Origin of the sequence: Bifidobacterium choloepi (genome assembly GCF_010667615.1) — a bacterium.
GTDB classification, from domain to species: domain Bacteria; phylum Actinomycetota; class Actinomycetes; order Actinomycetales; family Bifidobacteriaceae; genus Bifidobacterium; species Bifidobacterium choloepi.
The window spans coordinates 1-21,869 of record NZ_VYSG01000002.1; the positions used below are offsets into that span (position 1 = coordinate 1).

At 66.3% G+C, this 21,869-nt stretch carries 14 protein-coding genes, 3 pseudogenes and 1 riboswitch; of the genes and pseudogenes, 13 read left to right on the forward strand and 4 right to left on the reverse strand.

Features of this window, described 5'->3' with window-relative positions; genetic code table 11:
• Positions 1–199: 199 nt before the first annotated feature.
• From F6S87_RS08755 to F6S87_RS05270, 3 genes are all read left to right on the forward strand, one after another.
• Positions 200–1,486, forward strand: a complete 1,287-nt coding sequence (locus F6S87_RS08755; protein ID WP_163227619.1) for a LacI family DNA-binding transcriptional regulator — start codon at positions 200–202, stop codon at positions 1,484–1,486.
• A 553-nt stretch (positions 1,487–2,039) separates the two neighbouring features.
• Positions 2,040–3,464, forward strand: coding sequence for an MFS transporter (locus F6S87_RS05265; protein ID WP_163227620.1), 1,425 nt, complete (start codon positions 2,040–2,042; stop codon positions 3,462–3,464).
• A gap of 159 nt (positions 3,465–3,623) precedes the next feature.
• The gene (locus tag F6S87_RS05270; protein ID WP_163227621.1) at positions 3,624–5,201 is read left to right on the forward strand and encodes a glycoside hydrolase family 32 protein; all 1,578 of its coding nucleotides are present in this window, start codon (positions 3,624–3,626) and stop codon (positions 5,199–5,201) included.
• Between the two features lie 100 nt (positions 5,202–5,301).
• Here F6S87_RS05270 and F6S87_RS08870 read toward each other — a convergent pair whose 3' ends face one another.
• The 4 genes and pseudogenes from F6S87_RS08870 to F6S87_RS05280 form a co-directional block, all read right to left on the reverse strand.
• Positions 5,302–5,688, reverse strand: coding sequence for a thiamine-binding protein (locus F6S87_RS08870; protein ID WP_196779139.1), 387 nt, complete (start codon positions 5,686–5,688; stop codon positions 5,302–5,304).
• Positions 5,665–6,507 (reverse strand): annotated as a pseudogene (gene thiD, locus F6S87_RS08875) (bifunctional hydroxymethylpyrimidine kinase/phosphomethylpyrimidine kinase); the annotation flags it as partial. The gene F6S87_RS08870 and the pseudogene thiD, both read right to left, overlap by 24 nt.
• Before the next feature lie 138 nt (positions 6,508–6,645).
• Positions 6,646–7,269 (reverse strand): annotated as a pseudogene (locus F6S87_RS08880) (thiamine phosphate synthase); the annotation flags it as partial.
• Positions 7,270–7,339: 70 nt separating this feature from the next.
• Complete coding sequence (locus tag F6S87_RS05280) at positions 7,340–8,269, reverse strand: hydroxyethylthiazole kinase (protein ID WP_163227623.1); 930 nt, start codon at positions 8,267–8,269, stop codon at positions 7,340–7,342.
• Positions 8,259–8,362, reverse strand: a riboswitch (TPP riboswitch). It overlaps the preceding gene by 11 nt.
• Before the next feature lie 211 nt (positions 8,363–8,573).
• Between F6S87_RS05280 and F6S87_RS05285 the strand changes: the two genes are divergently transcribed.
• From F6S87_RS05285 to dnaE, 10 genes and pseudogenes are all read left to right on the forward strand, one after another.
• Positions 8,574–10,049 (forward strand): glycine--tRNA ligase, encoded by a 1,476-nt coding sequence (locus F6S87_RS05285; protein WP_163227624.1) that lies wholly within the window; start codon positions 8,574–8,576, stop codon positions 10,047–10,049.
• A 237-nt stretch (positions 10,050–10,286) separates the two neighbouring features.
• Complete coding sequence (dusB, locus tag F6S87_RS05290) at positions 10,287–11,543, forward strand: tRNA dihydrouridine synthase DusB (protein ID WP_163227625.1); 1,257 nt, start codon at positions 10,287–10,289, stop codon at positions 11,541–11,543.
• A gap of 348 nt (positions 11,544–11,891) precedes the next feature.
• On the forward strand, positions 11,892–13,238 hold the full coding sequence (gene ftsZ / locus F6S87_RS05295; protein ID WP_163227626.1) for a cell division protein FtsZ: 1,347 nt from the start codon (positions 11,892–11,894) through the stop codon (positions 13,236–13,238).
• Between the two features lie 121 nt (positions 13,239–13,359).
• Positions 13,360–13,860 carry a cell division protein SepF gene (locus tag F6S87_RS05300; RefSeq protein WP_163227627.1) on the forward strand — a complete coding sequence of 167 codons (501 nt, stop codon included), beginning with the start codon at positions 13,360–13,362 and terminating at the stop codon, positions 13,858–13,860.
• A gap of 163 nt (positions 13,861–14,023) precedes the next feature.
• The gene (locus F6S87_RS05305) at positions 14,024–14,314 is read left to right on the forward strand and encodes a YggT family protein (protein WP_163227628.1); all 291 of its coding nucleotides are present in this window, start codon (positions 14,024–14,026) and stop codon (positions 14,312–14,314) included.
• Between the two features lie 171 nt (positions 14,315–14,485).
• Entirely contained in the window at positions 14,486–16,009 is a 1,524-nt protein-coding gene (locus tag F6S87_RS05310) for a DivIVA domain-containing protein (protein WP_163227629.1), read from the forward strand.
• 5 nt (positions 16,010–16,014) lie between these two features.
• Positions 16,015–16,524: pseudogene (locus F6S87_RS05315) on the forward strand (signal peptidase II); the annotation flags it as partial.
• A 276-nt stretch (positions 16,525–16,800) separates the two neighbouring features.
• On the forward strand, positions 16,801–17,730 hold the full coding sequence (locus F6S87_RS05320) for an RluA family pseudouridine synthase (RefSeq protein ID WP_163227631.1): 930 nt from the start codon (positions 16,801–16,803) through the stop codon (positions 17,728–17,730).
• Positions 17,731–17,751: 21 nt separating this feature from the next.
• The gene (locus tag F6S87_RS05325) at positions 17,752–18,183 is read left to right on the forward strand and encodes a hypothetical protein (protein ID WP_163227632.1); all 432 of its coding nucleotides are present in this window, start codon (positions 17,752–17,754) and stop codon (positions 18,181–18,183) included.
• A gap of 114 nt (positions 18,184–18,297) precedes the next feature.
• Positions 18,298–21,858, forward strand: coding sequence for a DNA polymerase III subunit alpha (dnaE, locus tag F6S87_RS05330; protein WP_163227633.1), 3,561 nt, complete (start codon positions 18,298–18,300; stop codon positions 21,856–21,858).
• Positions 21,859–21,869: the final 11 nt, after the last annotated feature.

Here is a 21,869-nt window from a genome sequence, read left to right on the forward strand (position 1 = left end):
CCCCCCCCCGGCGGCCCCCCCCCGCCCCCCCGGGCGGCCCCCCCCCCCCCCCGCCCCCCCCCCCCCCCCCCCCCGGGGGCCCCCCCCCCCCCCCGCCCCCCCCCCCCCCCCCCCCCACTCCTGCTGAGAATAAACTGAACAAGTACTTTCTCGATGCGGGAAAATCAGTTGCGCACTCCTCGGTAATAGGGTGGGAACCATGACGACAATGAAGGAAATCGCGGCGGCGGTCGGCGTCTCGACGGCGACCGTCTCGCTCGTGCTCAACGGCCGCGACAAGGGGCGCGTCAAGGCGGCGCTCGCCGAGCATGTGCGCCGGACGGCCGAGGAGCTCGGCTACTGGCCGAACGCGATCGCGCGCTCGCTGCGGACGAATCGCAGCCGCATGCTCGGCTTCATCAGCGTCGAGGTCGCGACGACGCCGTACGCCGGCGGCATGATCCAGGGCGCGCAGGACGCCGCGCGGCGGCACGGCTACATGCTGCTCACCGTCAGCGCCGACGACGCCGCGACGATGCGCGACGAAATCGACGCGCTCAAGCGCTACGGCGTCGACGGCTTTTTCTACTCGACGATGTCGAACCGGCGCGTCGACATTCCCGAGTCGCTCGACGACTATCCGCTCGTCATCGTCGACGCCTCGCAGAGAACGGCAGAGGAGGGCGGCAACGATTCATCCCGAAGATTCCCGTCCATCGAACCCGACGAATTCCGCATCGGCTACGACGCGACGAGCCGCCTGCTCGACGCCGGCTGCCGGCGCATCGCCTACATCGGCTTCGCGGCCGACGACGACTCGATCGGCGCCGCAAACGATAATGGCGCGACTACTGCGGCGGGGGACGCCGTCGATGGTGCGGTCGGGGCGGCGCGCGACGGCGGCGCGGCCGGGATGGCTAACGGTGACGCCGTGGCGAACGCCGGGTCGCTCGCGGCCGACCCGACCGTCGCGCAGGCCGGCCGCCTCGCCGGCTACCTGGCGGCGCTCGCCGACCGCGGCGTCACGCCCGACCCGGCGTGGCAGTGCAACGTCGGCACGAACGGCGCCGCGTTGGCCGCCGTCGCCCGGCTGTTCGAGGAAGTCAAGCCCGACGGCTTCTTCTGCTTCAACGATTCGCGCGCTCTCTACGTCTACGAGCAGGCCGCGCGGCATGGCCTCGAGATCGGCCGCGACATCAGCGTCGTCGGCGTCGACAATCACCGCGTGCTCGCCGAGACACTGTCGCCGCAGCTCACGACGATCGAGCTGCCGCACTACGAAATGGGCTACTGGGCCGCTCTCCAGCTCATCTCGATGGTCGAGGGCCGCGAACTCTCCGTCGCCGACGCCCCCGCGATGACGGCCCCGCTGCCCCCGCTCGAGTGGCCGGTGGCGGACGACGACGGGAACGATTCGTCCGCCTCGACGGCTCCCGGATCTCTCGATGTCAAGATCCACTGCACCTTGATCGACAAGGAATCCGTCGCCCCCGCCGCCGGACAGTGATCGAGAACGTTACGAATCGTCCGTTCTGTCTTGGAACGGGTGATTTGTAACGTTTTTTGGGCTGGAAATGTTACTGATCGCCCTGCTCTGTCTGGGAACGGGTGATTTGTAACGTTTTTTTGGCTGGAAATGTTACTGATCGCCCTGCTCTGCTTGGGGATGAACGGTTTGTAACGATTCGGGGGCTGGAGACGTTACTGATCGCCCGTTCTGTCTCGGAACGGGTGGTTTGTAACGTTTTTCGGGCCGGAAATGTTACTGATCGCCCCGCTCTGCTTGGGAATGAACGGTTTGTAACGATTTGGACGGAGGCGGACATGCCTGTCGTTGCGAATCGTTCACAAATGGCGACACGCCAGCGTGTTAATCGATTGACGTTACACGATTAACGTCTTATAGTGATCACCACCGGTCAATCGGAAATGTTTCGCTCCGGGACGTTTCCATCTTCGATTGCCGGACAACGCACCGCGGCGTGAATATTCATTCGTTCCAGGTGGTTGCCTTCCGGGTACCGCCGAAGTCCATTTTCAGAAACGACGAGGTTTTTATCATGGCACGTTCCACGACGACCCCCGCCGCCGGCAACCCGGCTCCGGGCAACGCCGGTAACGCCGGCAACGCTCCGGCTCCGAGGATCTGGCACAACCCCTCCTACATGCAGAGCTCGTTCGGCATCTTCCTGTTCTTCTGCTCGTGGGGCATCTGGTGGTCCTTCTTCCAGCGCTGGCTCAACACGATGGGACTCAACGGCGCCGAAGTCGGCACCGTCTACTCGATCAACTCGCTGGCCACGCTGATCCTGATGTTCGGCTACGGCCTCATGCAGGACAAGCTCGGCATCAAGCGCAAGCTCGTGATCGCGATCGCCGCGATCGCCGCGCTGGTCGGCCCGTTCGTCCAGTTCGTTTACGCGCCGCTGATGCAGACGAACCTGATGCTCGCCGCGCTGCTCGGCTCGGTCGTGCTGTCGGCCGGCTTCATGGCGGGCTGCTCGCTGATCGAGGCGCTCACCGAACGCTATAGCCGCAGGTTCGGCTTCGAATACGGCCAGTCCCGCGCCTGGGGTTCGTTCGGCTACGCGATCGTCGCGCTCGTCGCCGGCCTCGTCTTCAACGTCAACCCGATGATCAACTTCTGGCTCGGCTCGGCGTTCGGCATCGGCATGCTGGTCGTCTACCTGACCTGGTACCCGGCCGAGCAGAAGGAAGCGCTCAGGGAAGCTGCCGACCCGAACGCCCCGAAGACGAACCCGACGCTGCGCGAGATGGGCCACGTACTCAAGATGCCGGCACTGTGGGTGCTCATCGTCTTCATGCTGCTGACCAACACGTTCTACACCGTCTTCGACCAGCAGATGTTCCCGACCTACTACGCCTCGCTGTTCGCCTCGGAAGCCACCGGCAACTCGGTCTACGGCGCGCTCAACTCGGTCCAGGTCTTCTGCGAGTCCGCGATGATGGGCGTCGTGCCGATCATCATGCGCAAGATCGGCGTGCGCAACGCGCTGCTGCTCGGGGCCACCGTCATGTTCCTGCGCATCGGCCTGTGCGGCATCTTCCACGACGCCGTCATGATCTCGGTCGTCAAGATGTTCCACGCCATCGAGGTCCCGCTGTTCTGCCTGCCGGCGTTCCGCTACTTCACGCTGCACTTCAACCCGAAGCTGTCGGCCACGCTGTACATGGTCGGCTTCCAGATCGCCTCGCAGATCGGCCAGGTCGTCTTCTCCACGCCGCTCGGCATGCTGCACGACCGCTTCGGCGATCGCACGACGTTCCTGACGATCAGCGCCATCGTGCTGCTCGCGACGATCTACGGCTTCTTCGTCATCAAGAAGGACAACGAGCAGGTCGACGGCGACCCGTTCCTCACCGATGCCGACCGCCGTCGCCGCGACGAGATCGAGGCCAACCTCGAGCCGGAAGGCACCGGTCCGGTCATCCCGCTCGACCGCGCCGACAAGGTGCTCGCGTAGCGCAGTCGCCTCGCGTCGTTCATGACAACTTGGCACGATTCCCGCGCCGCGGTCCGGTCCGCCAACCCGGTCCGGACCGCGGGCGGGGACCGGGCCGCCACGCGCGAATCGTACCGAATATCGAAAAACCGACCAACCAATGACAGGAAAGCAAGACCAATGACGACCTTCACTCCTTCCGTCCCCGTCCTCACGCCGATCGCCGACGAGAGCGAGCTGCTCGGCCGCGCCGAAAGCAGCCTCGAGAAGCTCGCCGCCGGCCGCCGCGACCGCTGGTACCCGGCGTTCCACATCGCCTCGCAGGCCGGCTGGATCAACGACCCGAACGGCCTGTCCTACTTCGGAGGCCGCTGGCACGTCTTCTACCAGCTCAACCCGTTCGGCGTGAAGTGGGACGCGCCGCACTGGGGCCACGTTTCCTCGGCCGACATGCTGCACTGGCGCCGCGAGCCGGTCACGTTCGCGCCGAGCCTCGAGCAGGAGAAGGACGGCGTCTTCTCCGGGTCCGCCGTCATCGACGACGACGGCAAGCTGCGCATGTTCTATACCGGCCATCGCTGGGCCAACGGCGTCGACAACACCGGCGGCGACTGGCAGGTGCAGATGCTCGCCGTGCCGGACGACGAGACGCTCGAATCGTTCACGAAGCGCGGCATGGTCATCGACTGCCCGATCGACCGCGTCGACCACCACTTCCGCGACCCGAAGGTCTGGAAGACCGACGGCCGCTGGTACATGACGTTCGGCGTCTCGTCGAAGGAAGGCCGCGGCCAGATGTGGCTGTTCACGTCGGACGACCTCGTCTCCTGGAACTACGACGGCGTGCTGTTCGAGCATCCGGATCCGGACGTCTTCATGCTCGAGTGCCCGGACTTCTTCCCGCTGAAGGACGCCGACGGCAACGAGAAGTGGGTCATCGGCTTCTCGGCGATGGGCGCGAAGCCGAACGGCTTCATGAACCGCAACGTCAGCAACGCCGGCTACATGATCGGCACCTGGCAGCCGGGCGAGCGGTTCGTGCCGGAGACCGATTTCCGCCTGTGGGACTGCGGTCACAATTTCTACGCGCCGCAGTCGTTCGCCACCGGCAAGGACGATCCGTGCGGCGAGCCGCGCCAACTGATGTACGGCTGGATGAGCCAGTTCGTCGACCCGATCCCGTCGGAAGACGACGGCTGGAGCGGCCAGCTGACGCTGCCGCGCGAGATCCGCATCGGCGCCGAGGGCGACATCGTCACGCCGCCGGCCCGCGAGATCGAGGCGCTGCGTAACGATTCGTTCCACTACGGCGACGTCGAGCTCGGCGTCAACGGCACCATGACGCTGTCCGACGACGCCGAGGCCGTCGAGCTGGAACTGACGCTCGACCTGGCCGACACGACGGCCGAGCGCGCCGGCATCCGCTTCCACTGCACCGACGACGGCGCGTACACGTCGCTCGCCTTCGACGCGCAGATGGGCCGCATCGTCCTCGACCGCGGCGCGGCCGCCCGCGGCGACCGCGGCTACCGCACGGCGCCGCTGTCCGGCGCCGAGCTCGCCGCCGGCAAGATCGACCTGCGCCTGTTCATCGACCGCGGCTCCGTCGAGGTCTACGTCAACGGCGGCCGCCAGGTGCTGTCGTCCTACTCGTACCCGTCCGACGGCCACCGCGCCATCCGCCTCGTCGCCGAATCCGGCACCGCCGCCTTCCGCGACATCAAGCTCCACCACCTCGCCTCGATCGGGCTGGAGTAGGAGCATCAAATAATCCCCTGGAAGGGGATCGGCGAGCGAAGCGAGCCGAGAGGTCGCGCTCATCGATCCCCTTCCAGGGGATTGCCTGTATCAGGTTGTATCAGCCCAGCAGCCTGTTCACCTTCGCGACTTTCTCGGCGAGCTGGCCGCGGAAGGACGGACGGATGTCGAGCTTGAGGGTCACCTGGGTGCGGTGGCCTTCGCTGGCGAGGACCATCGCGGCGTCGCGGACCGTGCGCAGGACGTCGTCGAGGTCGCCCTCGAGGTTCGTGAACATCGCGTTCGTCTCGTTCGGCAGGCCGGACTCGCGGATCGCGCGGACGACTTCGGCGACGTATTCGTCCAGCTCCTCGCCGACGCCGCTCGGCGCGATCGCGACGGCGCCGACGGTGTTGACGTACGACTCGTCGTCGGGACTCTTCGGCGCGGACTTCGCCGCGGACGATTGCGAAGTCCGTGGTTCCCGCCACGCCCAGGCGTGATCCATCGGGCCGCTGCCGGCGCCGAGGTCGAGCTGGGCGCGCAGGGCTCCGGTCAGGTAGTCCTTGGCGGCCTGGATGGCATCCGGCAATGCCAGCCCCTTCGCGAGGTTCGACGCGATGGCCGACGACAATGTGCAGCCGGTGCCGTGCGTGTTCGGATTGTCGATGCGCTCGCCGTGGAACCACGTCTCGCGGGTAGCGGCCGCGCTGGCAGTCTCGGAGCCGCCGGTCCCGCGGGAATCGTCCAGCTCGACGAGGACGTCGTTGGCGTCCTTCGTGCCGTGGCCGCCCTTGACGAGGACGGCGCAGCCGAAGCGGCCGGCGATGCGGCGGCCGGCGGCGACCATCGTCGCCTCGTCGACAATCTCGACTGGCTCGCCGATCAGCTCGCACAGCGCCTCGGTTTCCGGAATGTTCGGCGTGATGACGGCGGCGAGCGGGAACAGCCGCTCGGTGAGCGCCGCGACGGCGTCGTCGTCGACGAGCTTCGCGCCGGACGTCGCGACCATGACCGGGTCGACGACGATGTTCGTCGCGTGGTTGCGCTCCAGCGCGTCGGCGATCGCGCCGATCGCGGCGGCCGTGCTCACCATGCCGATCTTGACGGCGGCCGGCGGGATGTCGGCGAAGACGGAGTCGATCTGCGCGCCGATGATCGCCGGCTCGACGTTCGCGACGGCCTGCACGCCGGTCGTGTTCTGCGCCGTGATCGCGGCGACGGCGCATTCGGCGAACACGCCGTTCGCCATCATCGTCTTCATGTCGGCGGGAATGCCGGCGCCGCCGGACGAATCGGTGCCGGCGACCGTCAGCACGGCCGGCAGCGTCGTCGTCTTCGTGCACGATTCTTCCGTCGCGACCTGGTCCGCATTGTCGGCCGATGCTGGCCGCAGCGTGCGCCACGTGAGCACGAGCTCGCGCGTCGCCTCTTCCGGATCGGCGGCCGCAGCGATCGCCGAGACGACGAACCAGCCGGCGGCCCGCGTGCCGGCGAGCAGCGGCAGGTCGGCGAGCTTGACGCCGCCGCCGACGACGACCGGATAGTCCGACGCGGCGCACAGCGCGTCAATTCTCGCGGCGTCCAGCGTGTGCGTGGAACCGTCGGCGTCGGTGACGATGCAGTCCGGCTTCGTCGCCGTCTCGTGCAGCGGACCCGCGCCGAGATAGTCGACGGTGCCGCACGGCAGCGCGTTGGCGGCCTCGACTTCGGCGAGCGTCTTCGCCGACAGGCCGACGATCGCGTCGGGGCCGAGCAGCTGCCGCGCGATGACGGGGGAGACGTCGTCCTGGCCGATGTGCACGCCGTCGACCTTGACGCCGTTGGCGCGCGCCTCGTAGGCCGCGTCGACGCGGTCATCGATGACGAAAGCGACCTTGTCCTGCAGCTTGCGGGCGGCAATTTCGTCGGCGATCCTGCCGGCGTCATGCACGATGTCGGCGACGTCGCCGGGCTTGACGCGCAACTGGATGAACGTGGCGCCTCCGTCGAGCGCCTGGCCGACGACGTCGGCCACGTCGCGGCCGCCGCAATCCTGCGGCCCGACGACGAAGTAGGCGGAAAGATCAAACGAATTTCTCATGGTCATAGTCCTTCAATCTACGCCGATGAATTCCTAATCGTGGCCGGAGCTCCCTTCCAGGGAGCTTTCCCCCGGGTCACTCGGCGACGATGTCGCCGGAGGCGATGGCGGCGGGGGAGACCTTCCAGAGTTCGTCGAGAAAATGCTGCTGGAACGTGCCGGGGCCGTCGCTCGTGGCGGCGGCGCGCTCGGAGGCGCGGTTGTACAGCAGCGACGCGCCGAGCGCGGCGGCCAGCGGATCGGCGACGCACAGGTACGTGGCCGTCACGCCGCCGAGCGAACAGCCGGCGCCGGTGATCTTCGTCATCATCGCCGAGCCGCCGGGCAGCCGGTAGACGGTCTCGCCGTCGGTGACGAGATCGACGGCGCCGGAGACGGCGACGGCCGCCTCGCCGTCGGGCGTCTTCGACGCGAGGAATCGCGCCAGCGCCTTCGCCGCGCCGAGCGCCGACTCGACGTCGTCGGCCGACTCGACGCCGTTCGGCCGCGAATCGCGCGAATCGTCCAAGTCATTGTCGTCGTCGACCGGCAGTTCCCACATCGCGGCGAGCGTGATGATTTCGGAGGCGTTGCCGCGCACGATCGTCGGCGGCGTGGCGCGCATGTCCGTCAGGATGGCGGTGCGGTCGGCGCCGAGGCCGGCGGCGACCGGGTCGAGCACCCAGCGGTGGCCGGTTTCCGCGAAGGCGGCGGTGATCTCCCGCAGCGCGTGGCGGTAGAACGGCAGCAGCGTGCCGACGTTGACGTACGTCGCGCCACAGATGGCGGCGATGTCGACGATGTCGCTCGCGAGGAAACTCATCGCCGCGGTGCCGCCGGCGGCGAGCTGCGCGTTCGCGACGAAATTGATCGTCACGAAGTTCGTGAACGACTGCGCGAGCGGCGTGGTGTCCCGCACGGCCGCGGCGGCGTCGCGGATGCGCAGGCGCAGCGGATCGTCGGCGGCGAGATTGCCGGCGACGGAAGAAATGGCGGATTGGATGGCATTGCTATTCGTGGTGCCCATGAGTGCTCCCTACACTGGTGTTAGCCAACAGGTTCGAAGGGTCCCGGCGACTGCCGATCTCAGCTTGGCTCGCAAGCTCCCCTGCAGTTTCCCGAGCCTAGGGGAGGACGGCGACGATTCGCCCGTCGCCGTCCAGTACCCGGAACGGACATGCTTCCGTGCATGTCATCCCGTCCCTCTTCATGTCGTTACATAAGCCCGGGGTGGTGACGGCAGAAAAGGGCGCGGGAGAGTGTAGGCACGTTGCGGTAGTGTGGTGGACTGTCTAATTCAAACCCAAACCGTTCAATCCAGAAGGTGCATTGTGGCTGTTTCCAAACTTGATGAAGTCGTCTCCCTGGCGAAGCGCCGTGGCTTCGTGTTCCCCGCCGGCGAGATCTACGGCGGTACCCGCTCCGCATGGGACTACGGCCCGCTCGGCGTGGCGCTGAAGGACAACATCAAGCGCGAATGGTGGCGCTCGATGGTCGTCACCCGCGGCGACGTCGTCGGTGTCGACACGTCGATCATCCTGCCGAGCGCCGTCTGGGTTGCCTCCGGCCACGTCTCCGTCTTCAACGATCCGCTCGTCGAGTGCCTGAGCTGCCACAAGCGCAACCGCGCCGACAAGCTCGAGGAATCGTACGCCGAGAAGCATCACGACCAGCTGCCGGAGAACGGCCTCAAGGACATCGCGTGCCCGAACTGCGGCACCCGCGGCGAATGGACCGAGCCGCGCGACTTCAACATGATGCTGCGCACGAACCTCGGCCCGGTCGAGGACGAGAACTCGCTGCACTACCTGCGTCCGGAGACGGCCCAGGGCATCTTCGTCGACTTCAAGAACGTCATGACGTCCTCCCGCCAGAAGCCGCCGTTCGGCATCGCCAACACCGGCAAGAGCTTCCGCAACGAGATCACGCCGGGCAACTTCATTTTCCGCACCCGCGAATTCGAGCAGATGGAGATGGAGTTCTTCGTCGCCCCGGGCGAGGACGAGGCCTGGCACCAGTACTGGCTGGACGCCCGCACGCAGTGGTACCTCGACCTCGGCATCAAGCCGGAGAACCTGCGCCACTACGAGCACCCGAAGGAGAAGCTGGCCCACTACTCGAAGCGCACCGTCGACATCGAGTACAAGTTCGGCTTCCAGGGCTCCGACTGGGGCGAGCTCGAGGGCGTCGCCAACCGCACCGACTTCGACCTGTCGGCCCACGCCAACCACTCCGGCGAGGACCTGTCCTACTTCAACCAGGCCACCGGCGAGAAGTACATTCCGTACGTCATCGAGCCGGCCGCCGGCCTGTCCCGCTCGCTGATGGCGTTCCTCGTCGACGCCTACGACGTCGACGAGGCGCCGAACACGAAGGGCGGCGTCGACAAGCGCACCGTCCTGCGCCTCGATCCGCGCCTGGCCCCGGTCAAGGCCGCCGTGCTGCCGCTGTCCAAGAAGCCGCAGCTGCAGGAGATCGCGCAGAACCTCGCGGCCGACCTGCGACTCAACGACTGGATGATCGACTACGACGAGGCCGGCGCCATCGGCCGCCGCTACCGCCGCGAGGACGAGATCGGCACGCCGCTGTGCATCACCGTCGACTTCGACACGATCGACGACCAGGCCGTCACGATCCGCGAACGCGACACGATGGCCCAGGAGCGCGTCTCGCTCGACAAGGTCGCCGACTACGTCCGCGCCCGCATCGAGGACAAGCGCACCCGCGTCCCGCAGAAGCCGGAATCCCTCGGCGGCGAGGCGTGGCCGGAATCCGTCAAGATCGCCGAAGCCGGCGGCCTGTACTGACGTCAAAAGCTCCCTGGAAGGGAGCTGTCGAGCGGAGCGAGACTGAGGGTCGACCGCACGACGTCGCGAAGCGACGAGTGCGCGATGGAAGGCACCGTCACCACGAAACTCCAATTTCGCGGGAATCGTTCACTTCCAGCGCGCTCTCGCCGCCTTGCGGCGGCATCGGCGGTCGACCCTCAGGCCGCTTCGCGGCCAGCTCCCTTCCAGGGAGCTTTTTCCAGGGAAAGGAATCCCATGAGCCACAAGGGAGCCGAGACGGTACTCAACGAGCGGGAGGAGACGACGGTACTGGATCCGCGCACCGACGCGAAGCCGGCCGGCGACCCGACGAAGGCGCTCAAGCCGGTCATGCTCGGCGACATCGAGGTGAAGACGCCGGTCGTCCTCTCGCCGATGGCCGGCGTGACGAACTGGCCGTTCCGCGTGCTGTGTGAGGAATACGGGCCGAACGGCCTGTACGTCGCCGAGATGATCACGGCCCGCGCACTCGTGGCGAAGAACCCGAAGGCGCTGCGGCTGTGCAGGTTCGCGCCGACGGAGAAGATCCGCAGCCTGCAGCTGTACGGCGTCGATCCGGCGATCATGGAACAGGCCGCGCGAATCGTCGTCGACAACGACATGGCCGACCACGTCGACCTGAACTTCGGCTGCCCGGTGCCGAAGGTCACGCGGCGCGGCGGCGGCTCGGCACTGCCGTGGAAGACCGACCTGTTCGGAGAGGTCGTCGGCCGCGTCGTCGAGGTGTGCGGCGAAAAGGACATTCCGGTCACCGCGAAGATCCGCGTTGGCATCGACCACGATCACGAGACGTTTCACGAGGCCGGCCACATCGCGCAGGAAGAGGGGTGCGCCGCCGTCACGCTGCACGCCCGCACGACGGCCGAATACTACGGCGGCCATTCCGACTGGAGCCGGATCACCGAACTCGTTGACGAGCTCGACATCCCCGTTTTCGGCAACGGCGACATCTGGGGCGCCGATGACGCACAGGCGATGGTCGAGCAGACCGGTTGCGCCGGCGTCGCCATCGGTCGCGGCGCCCAGGGGCGGCCGTGGCTGTTCGGCGACCTGAAGAACCTGTTCGCCGGCAGCAGCGAACGATTCAACCCGACACTGGCCGAGGTCTGCACGACGATTCGCCGCCATGCCGAGCTGATGACCGAGTTCTACGACGGCGACGAGAACATGGCCGTGCGCGACATGCGCAAGCACGTCGCCTGCTACCTCAAGGGCTATCCGGTCGGCGGCAAGGTGCGCAAGGCGTTCATGGAATGCGACAGCCTCGCCGGGCTCGACGCCGTCATCGCGGCCACGCTTGACGAAGTCGGTCCGGAGACGACGCTGCCGGAGCGCGTCGTCGACAAGCCGCGCGGTCGCGTCCGCTTCGCCAAGAAGGTCCACCTGCCGTACGGCTGGCTGGATTCGCGGACGACCACGCACGCCGAGCGCGAGGCCCTCTTCGGCGACGATCCGATGGACGCGAGCTACTGACGGGTTACTGACGGGCTACCGATGGGTGGCCGGAGGGGGATGGGGTGCCCCCGTCCGCGAAAAAGAACCGGACACGGCGCCCGGACAGACCGGCCGCATCTGACTGGATGGCCGACGGACGCATGCGGCCGAAGGGTGTGGATCGGTTCGCCGACGGAAGAATCGTACAAATTTTTCAGCCGTTTCCATGCGAAACGCGAGCGGAATGAAATGGCCGGTTGGGCTGTTACTTTTTTCAATAATGACAGGAATATCGTAAACATCCCGATCAAATGTCGGTAAACACGGCGATTATCATACTGTTTACGATAGAGTGGAGTCTTGAACCGCGGAATGACAGGAGACTTAATGGTGGACGCAATGGGCTCAATTGACAATTTCAACGAGCAGACGCGCATCAAGGTCGTCGGTGTTGGCGGCGCCGGCGGAAACGCGATCAACAGGATGATCGACGCAGGCCTGAGGAATGTCGATTTCGTGGCGATCAACACCGACGAGCGGGATTTGATGAGGAATCTCGCCGAATCGAAGCTGACGCTGTCGGATACGTCCAGCCGTGGCCTGGGCGCCGGCGCCGACCCGGAGAAGGGCGCGAAGGCCGCGCAGAACCACCAGACCGAGATCGAGGAAATGGTCAAGGGCGCCGACATGGTCTTCGTGACCTGCGGCGAGGGCGGCGGCACCGGTACCGGCGCCAGCCCGATCGTCGCGCGCGCCGCCCGCCAGCAGGGCGCGCTGACGATCGCCGTCGTCACCCGCCCGTTCAACTTCGAAGGTCCGGTCCGCGCTGCCTCCGCCGTCAAGGGCATCCAGGCGCTGCGCGAGGAAGTGGACGCGATCATTGTCATTCCGAACGACCGCCTCCTCGAGCTCTCCGACCGCTCCATCGGCATCGTCGACGCGTTCAAGACCGCGGACACCGCGCTGCTCGCCGGCGTCCAGGGCATCACCGACCTGATCACGTCGAACTCCTACATTCACGTCGACTTCATGGACGTCACGACGATCCTGCGCGAGTCCGGCACCGCGATGTTCGGCATCGGCGAGGGCCGGGGCGAACAGCGCGCGACCGACGCCGCCGAGATCGCCATCGGCTCGCCGCTGCTGGAAGCCTCGATCGAGGGCGCGTCCGGCGTGCTCGTCAACATCGCCGGCCCGTTCGACCTCGGCATGCAGGAAGCCGCCGACGCCGTCCAGCTCGTGCGAAACGCCGTCCATCCGGAAGCGCAGGTCATCTGGGGCCTCGCGCTCGACGACGCCTACGGCGACCAGGTGCGCGTCACCGTCATCGCCGCCGGCTTCGACGACAACGTCGCGAAGGATTCGGCCAAGTCGTCGAACCAGACGCTCGATGCCGCCGCCACGCAGCACGCTCCGGCCGCCGATGCCGCCCAGCAGTCGCAGCAGGCCGACCGCCAGCAGGAGCAGCGCGCCGCCCAGCAGAGCATGGGCGAGCAGCAGGCCGCCGCGGCTCGCGCCGCCACCGGCCAGTTCCCGGTGACGCCGGCGCAGACCGGCCAGCAGCCGGCCGTCCAGCCGACGCAGCAGCCGGCCCAGCAGCAGGAGCCGCAGTACCAGCCGTACGTGCCGAACACGCCGGTCACCCCGGTCGCGCCGACCTATGATCCGCTGACCGGACAGCAGGGCTACCCGAACGATCCGGGCGACCTGGACATTCCGGACTTCCTGCGCTGAGCAGGACCACGGCGCCGGCCGGCTTTCGACGAAGGGGAGCCGGCCGGCGCCACCGGTTACCGGGCCACCATCCACGGTGGGCCGGGACCACTGATAACTAGAGAGTAAGGAACACAGAACAATGGCAGGGTTCATGAAGAACGCGATGTCCTATCTCGGGATGTCGGACGTCGTCGACGATGACGACGAGTACATCGAGGAGGTGGACGAGACCGAGACCGGTTTCGACACCGACCATTCCGTCACGCCGATGCCGGCATCCGGCTCGCCGTCGCTGACCGCCGTCACCGGCTCGGCCGGCAGCTCGACGTCGTCGGCGAAGGCGACCAACCCGTTCCAGGGGCGCCTGTCGAGGATCACGACGATCCATCCGCAGTCGTACGAGGACGCGCAGCTCGTCGGCCGCGCGCTGCGCGACGGCACGCCGGTCGTCCTGAACCTGACGGGCGTCGCCGAGCCGATCGCGTACCGCATCGTCGACTTCTCGAGCGGCGTCGTCTTCGGCCTGTCCGGCTCGATCGAGCGGGTCACCCCGCGCGTCTTCCTGCTGAGCCCGGCCCAGGTGAACATCGTCACCGAGGAAACCGACGCCCGCAGCCAGCACGACCTCTTCGCCGACTGAGTCGCCGTCTTTCACTGGAATTTGAACGATTTCCGCCGTCAACCGGACGGGCGGACGCATCCTGCCATGCGTCCGCCCGTCCTTTTGTTTGCTTCTGCAAGGGCGGGAATAGTAGCACGCTGCGGCGGTTGGATCTCGCAGTATTACTGTAGGCTTGGAAAGCGTGGTTTTTGGTTTGGTCAGCATCCTCTTCGCGATCATCAACTGGTTGATCGAGGCGTACATCGCCGTCCTGTTCGTCCGCATGATCCTCGACTGGGTGCGCGTGCTCGCGCGTCGCTGGTATCCGCGTGGTGTCGTCGCCACGCTCGTGCGTGCCGTCTACGCGGTGACCGACCCGCCGCTGCGCTGGCTGCGGCGCTATATCAAGCCGCTGCCGATGGGGCCGGTCTATTTCGACGTGAGTTTCATCGTGCTGTGGTTCGGCCTCATGGTGCTGCGCTTCCTGATCTGACGGCACAATCGGCGGACGAATCGTTGCTCCCGATCCTCCCAATCGGCGGAAAAATCATGCCAATCGACGGGAAAAGGGATTCACGTCGCCCAGAGCCGGTAAGTTTCGTGATAGCATCAGAAACTAAGTCCAAAATAGCGAGGCATTGCCCCAAAGCGAGGTGTAAGATATATGGCTCTATTGACGCCTAAAGACATTAGGGAGCATACCTTCCAGACTGTTCGTTTCAAGGAAGGCTATGACGTCGACGAAGTCGATGATTTTCTCGATCAGGTCACCGAAACCGTTGAGGCTCTTGGCAAGACTGCTGTCGCCAATGGGGGACAGGCCACGCAGACGCTGAGCCCGGACGTGACGGCGCTCAACACGAAGATCTCCGAGCTGACCGCGCAGGTGCAGTCGCTCCAGCAGGAAAATCAGAACCTCAAGGCCGTCGCCGCTTCCGCCAACGGACAGAACGACCAGGCCGCCCAGGCCATCCAGGCGGCCCAGACCCAGGCCGCCGCTGCACAGGCGCAGCTCAAGGAGGCCGAGGAAGGCAACAAGGCGCTGACCGCGCAGAACGAGCAGCTCAAGGCCCAGGTGGACCGCCTGTCCGCCCAGGTCGACCAGCTCACCGCGCAGGCCGCCAGCGAGTCCAGCCAGCCGGACGTCGCCGCCCAGCTCGCCGCCGTCACGAAGCAGCGCGACGAGTTCCGCGCCGACAACGAGAACCTGCACCGCGAGCTCGACAGCGCCCGCCAGCAGGGCGTCGTCGCGCAGCAGCAGGCCGCCCAGATCAAGGACCTCGCCAAGCAGCTCGAGGAATCCAAGCAGCGCGAGGAGCAGCTGCGCGACCAGGTCTCGAAGGTCGAGCCGAACACCGAGACCGGTTCGCTGCAGAAGATCACCGGCGCCGCCGCGATGGCCAACACCGAGCCGGAGCGCGCGACCGCGATGCTGACGCTGGCCATGCAGCTGCACGACCAGTACGTCGACAAGGGCAAGGCGACCGCCAAGGAAATCCAGGAAGAGTCCCAGCGCAAGTACGAGGAACTCATCACCAAGGCGAACGACTACTCCAACCGCACCCGCTCCGAGGCCGACGACTACGACAAGCGCACGCACGCCGACGCCGACCAGTACTCCGAGAAGACGCGCGAAGCCGCCGACTCCTACTCGAAGCAGACCCGCTCCGAGGCCGACGAATACGCCGCCCAGACCCGCGAGAATGCCGACACCTACATGCAGAACAAGCATGCGGAAGCCGACCAGTACGTGACCGACAAGACGGCGGAGGCCAACAACTACGCGGCCGCCAAGACCGCCGAGGCCAACGACTACGCGGCGAACAAGGAGAACGAGGGCAACCAGTACGCCGAGCAGAAGAAGAGCGAGGCGGACAAGTACGTCGTCGAGAAGCACGACGAGGCCGAGTCCTACGAGAAGGACATCCAGCGCCGCGCCGACGACTACTCGAAGCGCACGCACGCCGACGCCGACGACTACTCGAAGAAGACCCGCACCGCCGCCGACGACTACGCCCAGCAGGTGCGCGAGAACCTCGAGAACCAGTCGAAGGTCATCCAGGGCAACATCCAGGGCCTCAAGCAGTTCGAGACCGAGTACCGCGCCCGCCTGACCGAGTTCCTCGGCCAGCTGCAGGCCCAGGTCTCCGACACCAACAACTACAACTCGGTGGAGCAGAACAACTGAGCATGATGACCCGTTCATCCGGTCAAGGACGGCTGCGCGCACGCGTGGCCGTCTTTGCGTGTATTGCCGTGGTCGCGCTGATCGTCGACCAGCTCACCAAGTACTGGGCCGAGCGGACGCTGTCCGCCGGCCAGACCGTCGTCGTCATCCCGCGCATCCTTTCGCTCAAGCTCGTGCACAACCCCGGCGCCTCGCTGGGGATGGGCTCCGGCGCCACGTGGCTGATCTCGCTGATCGCCTGCGTCGCGTGCATCGTGCTCGTCTGGCTGACGGTGAAGACGATCTCGATGGCCTACACGGTGCTGTTCGCGCTGGCGTTCGCCGGCGCGTTCGGCAACCTGATCGACCGCATCGCCTACGCCGACGGCTTCATGAACGGCAAGGTCGTCGACTTCCTCAACTACGGATGGTCGGTCGGCAACGTCGCCGACGTCTTCCTGACGGTCGCTGGCGTCGGCATCGTCATCTGCGTCATCGCCGGCGTGCCGTTCTCGCAGAAGGAACTCGAGCGCGAGGAGCGGAATTTCGAACAGTCCGACGGACTTGACTTCCATGACGACCCGTCGTTCGACGGCGCCGCAAGCCCCGACTTCGCCGGGGACGCCGAACGCGACGCCGAGCTCGCCGGGGAACTCGGCGAAAAGCGTCGTGCCGGCGGAAATTCGCATGATTCGCACGATTCGCACGATTCCCGCGACGCGAACGATTCGCGCGAATCGTCCCGTTCCGGCAACCAGTCCAGTTCCGGCCAGTCCAACTAGCCCGGCCGACCCGCGAAAGGAGTCCCAGCCTTGTCCCATGTCGTACCCGCGCCCGACGCGCTCGTCGGAAAGCGCTTCGACGTCGCCGTCGCCAAGATGCTCGGGATCTCCCGCGCCAAGGCGGCCGACGTCATCGTCAGCGGACAGGCGCACGTCATCGGACGGTCGCTGGACAAGGCCGGGACGCTGATGCTCGGCGACTTCGTCGAGTTCGACCTCGTCGAGGAGCGCCGCGAGCCGGAACCGATCGCAACCGACATGGCCGTCGCCTACGAGGACGACGACGTCATCGTCGTCGACAAGCCGGTCGGCGTCGCCGCGCACGCGTCGGTCGGTTGGACCGGCCCGACCGTTCTCGGGTCGCTGCTCGACCGCGGCGTCCACATCACGTCGCTTGGCGCGGCCGGCCGCCAGGGCATTGTCTCGAGGCTCGACGTCGGCACGTCCGGCCTGATGCTCGTGTGCAAGTCCGACCTCGCCTACAAGGAGATGCGCCGCCAGTTCTCCGAGCACGAGGTCGTCAAGACCTACCACGCGCTCGTGCAGGGCCGGCTCAACGAGGACAGGGCGACGATCGAGGCGCCGATCGGCCGCGCGAAGGTCTCCGACTTCCGCTTCTGCGTCACGCCGGCCGGCAAGGACGCCGTCACGCACTGGGACGTCCTCGAACGCTACGGTTCCGAGGCCACGCTCGCGAAGATCAACCTCGAGACCGGCCGCACGCACCAGATCCGCGTCCACTTCTCGTCCATTGGGCATCCTTTGGTCGGCGACCCGATGTACGGCGCCAACCCGGTCCTCGCCGCCGAGCTCGACCTCGGCCGCCAGTGGCTGCACGCGATGCAGCTCGAATTCCGCCATCCCCGCACGCATGTCTGGACGACCGTCTCCTCGCGCTATCCGGCCGACCTCCAGCACGCCCTCGACACGATCGCGGCCCGTCACGCCGACGACCGCTGACCACCAGAAAGGACGACGCCGATGACCAACCCGTTGACCCAGTTCCACGCCGTCGACTCATGGACCCGCGACCGCCAGCAGGAATTCAACGATTCCGCCCGGCTTGCCGACCCGACGCCGACCTACGGTGGCGGCTGGTCGATCCGCTCGCTCAAGAAGACCGGTTTCGTCCTGCTCGCCGTCACGCTCGTCGCCGCCGTGCTCGTCCTCGCCGGCATCCTGCTGCTGATGCGCATGCCCGCCGGCAGCCTGCTGACGATGGTCCTGCTCATTATCACGTGCCTGCTCGTCTTCGTCGGCATCACCTGCGCCTGCTGCGACATCGCCGTCTGGATCTACTGTGCCGTGCTCAAGCTGCGCGAATCGTCCCGTCTTCGCAGGCAGGCCGCAAAGGCGGCGGCGAAGGAATCGGCGAAGCCGACCGAACTTCCCGGCGGCACGCGCGTGTCCTGAACTTCCGCATGGCACGAACCCGGGCTTGAAGCCCGGGTTCGTGCCATGCGGAAGGAACAGCCGGCGGTTCGGGGCCGGTGACATTCGGCGCGACGGACGGTAGGATGGAACACTATGACTACTTCCGGCAACTTCGTTCAGCTGCACAACCACACCCACTATTCGCTGCTCGACGGCGCGTCGAAGATTCCGGACCTCGTCAAGCGCGCGAAGGAACTTGACATGCCGGCCGTCGGCATCACCGACCACGGCAACATGCACGGCGCCTACGAAATGTGGAGCGAGTGCGTCAACCAGGGCATCAAGCCGATCATCGGCATCGAGGCGTACGTGACGCCGGAAACGAGCCGCAAGGACCGCACGCGCGTGCACTGGGGCACCGAGGCGCAGCGGCGCGACGACGTCTCCGGCGGCGGCTTCATCACCCACCTGACGCTGTGGGCCGAGAACGACGAGGGACTCGTCAACCTGACGAAGGCCAGCTCGGTCGCCGCGCTCGAGGGTCGCGTCGGCAAGTGGCCGCGCATGGACAAGGATGTGCTGCAGACGTATTCGAGCGGCATCATCTGCTCGTCGGGCTGCCCGTCCGGCATCATCCAGACGAGGCTGCGCCTGGGCCAGTTCGACGAGGCGCTGCGCGCCGCCGGCGAGCTGCAGGAGATCTTCGGCAAGGACAACTTCTACATCGAGCTGATGGACCACAATCTCGAGATCGAGCGGCGAGTCACCAAGGACCTGCTCGACATCGCGAAGAGGATCGGCGCGCCGCTGCTCGCGACGAACGATTCGCACTACGTGCACGCCGAGGACGCCAGCGCCCAGGACGCCATGCTGTGCATCAATTCGGGCGCGCACCTGGACGACCCCGACCGCTTCAAGTTCGACGGCACTGGCTACTACATGCGCTCGGCCGAGGAGATGCGCGAGCTGTTCAAGGAGCTGCCGGAGGCCTGCGACAATACACTCGAGGTCGCCGAACGCTGCAACGTCATGTTCGACGACCACGAGGACGGCGCATTCATGCCGCGCTTCGACTGCCCGGAAGGCTGGGACGAGACGTCGCTGTTCCTGAAGAACGTCGAGGAGGGCCTCGAGAAGCGCTACGATGGCCACGTGCCCGAGGAAGTCGCCAAGCAGGCCGACTACGAATGCGGCGTTATCTGCCAGATGCAGTTCTGCGGCTACTTCCTCGTCGTCGCCGACTACATCAACTGGGCCAAGACGCACGACATCATGGTCGGTCCCGGCCGCGGCTCGGCCGCAGGCTCGATGGTCGCCTACGCAATGGGCATCACCGAACTCGACCCGCTGAAGCACGGCCTGATCTTCGAGCGATTCCTGAACCCGGAGCGCGTGTCCCTGCCGGATATCGACGTCGACTTCGACCCGGAAGGCCGCATGCGCGTGCTCGACTACGTCGCCGACAAGTACGGCCACGACCGCGTGGCCCAGTGCGTCATCTACGGCACGATCAAGACGAAGCAGGCGCTCAAGGATTCGGCCCGCATCATGGGCTACGACTTCTCGACGTCCGAAGCCGTCGTCAAGGCGCTGCCGCCGAGCCAGACCGGCGGCAAGGACATCCCGGTCAAGGACATCTTCAACCCGCAGGCCAAGCGCTACGACGAGGCCCGCGAGTTCCGCGAGATGTACGATTCGAACCCGGATGCCAAGCGCATCACCGACCAGGCGATGGAGATCGAGGGCCTGATCCGCCAGACCGGCATCCACGCCTGCGCGACGATCATGGGCTCCGAGCCGATCACGAACACGTCGCCGCTGATGGTCCAGGTCAAGAACAAGGACGACGTCACCGTCGCGACGACGTTCGAGTACCACACGTGCGAAACGCTCGGCCTCGTCAAGATGGACTTCCTCGGCCTGTCCAACCTCACCGTCATCTCGGAGACGCTCAAGAACATCGAGATGAACGGCAAGGGCGTCATCGACTACACGAAGATCCCGCTCGACGACGAGGAAACCTACGGACTGCTGTCCCGCGGCGACACGCTCGGCGTCTTCCAGCTCGATTCCGACGGCATGCGCTCGCTGCTCAAGTCCCTCAAGCCGAACAACTTCAACGACATCTCGGCACTGATCGCGCTGTACCGGCCGGGCCCGATGGATGTCGACTCGCACAACAACTACGCCAAGCGCAAGAACGGCCTGCAGAAGATCACGCCGATCCACCCCGAGGTCGCCGAGGCGCTCGCGCCGGTCCTCGACGAGACCTACGGCCTCATCGTCTATCAGGAGCAGGTCCAGTCGGCCGCACGAATCCTCGCCGGCTACTCGCTCGGCCGAGCCGACGTGCTGCGCCGAGCGATGGGCAAGAAGAAGCCGGAAGTGCTGGCCAAGGAACAGGTCCCGTTCTTCGAGGGCATGGCCGAGCACGGCTATTCGCGCGAGGCGGCCCAGGCCGTCTGGGACATCTTCGTGCCGTTCGCCGGCTACGCGTTCAACAAGGCCCACTCGGCCGCCTACGGCCTGATCTCGTACTGGACGGCGTACCTGAAGACGCACTATCCGGTCGAGTTCATGGCGGCGCTGCTGCAGAACACGAAGGACAACAAGGACAAGACGGCGCTCTACCTCGCCGAGGCGCGCCGCATGGGCATCCAGGTCCTGTCGCCGGACGTCAACGAGTCGCGCTACGAGTACTCGGCCGTCGGCGACGTCGTCCGCTTCGGCCTCGGCGCCATCCGCAACGTCGGCAAGAAGGCCGTCGACGAGATCATCGAGGAACGCAACGGCAAGCACGGCAAATTCGTCAACTTCGAGGACTTCGTCAACCGCGTGCCGATGGACGCGCTGAACCGCAGGCTCGTCGAATCGCTGATCAAGGCGGGAGCCTTCGACTCGATCGAGCCGAGCCGCCGCGCGATCTTCCAGATCCACGAGGTCGCGATCGACTCGGTCATGCCGGTCAAGAAGAAGGCCGCCGAGGGACAGTTCGACCTGTTCGCCGTCGAGGACGACGACGGCCAGTCGTCCGGCACGATCGCGATCAACGTGCCGCAGCTCGAGGAGTGGGACAAGAAGACGAAGCTCAACTTCGAGCGCGAGATGCTCGGCCTGTACGTCTCCGACCATCCGCTGAGCGGCATGCAGTCGGTCCTCGCGAGCCTGCGCGACATGTCGATCGCGCACCTCATCGACCGGGCCAAGGGCATGGAGGACCGCGCGCAGGTCACGCTGGCCGGCCTGATCACGAACGTCGACCGGCGCGTCTCGAAGAAGGGCAACCCGTGGGCGATCGTCACGATCGAGGACATGGAAAGCTCGGTGCAATGCATGCTGTTCGGCAAGGTCTACGAGGCGGCCGCCGCCGAGCTCGCCGTCGACGCGATCGTCCAGGTGCGCGGCATGGTCGAGGTGCGCGACGAGTCGGTCTCGGTGCGCGCCACCGAACTGATGGTCCCGTCACTCGAGGCCGAGGACGAGCGTCCCGTCATCATCGCGCTGCCGATGGTCGCGCTCGAGCGCTCGCGGCTCGCCCAGCTCACGCAGGTCATCGCGAACCATCCCGGCTACTGCGAGGTGCGCATCGCCGTGCTCGACTCCGCCGGCAACGCGCAGGTCCTGACGCTCGGCGACCGCTTCCGCGTCAAGCGCGACACCAGCCTGTTCGCCGAGATCAAGATCCTCTTCGGTCCCGCCAGCATCGCGCAGTAAGGTATGTATCC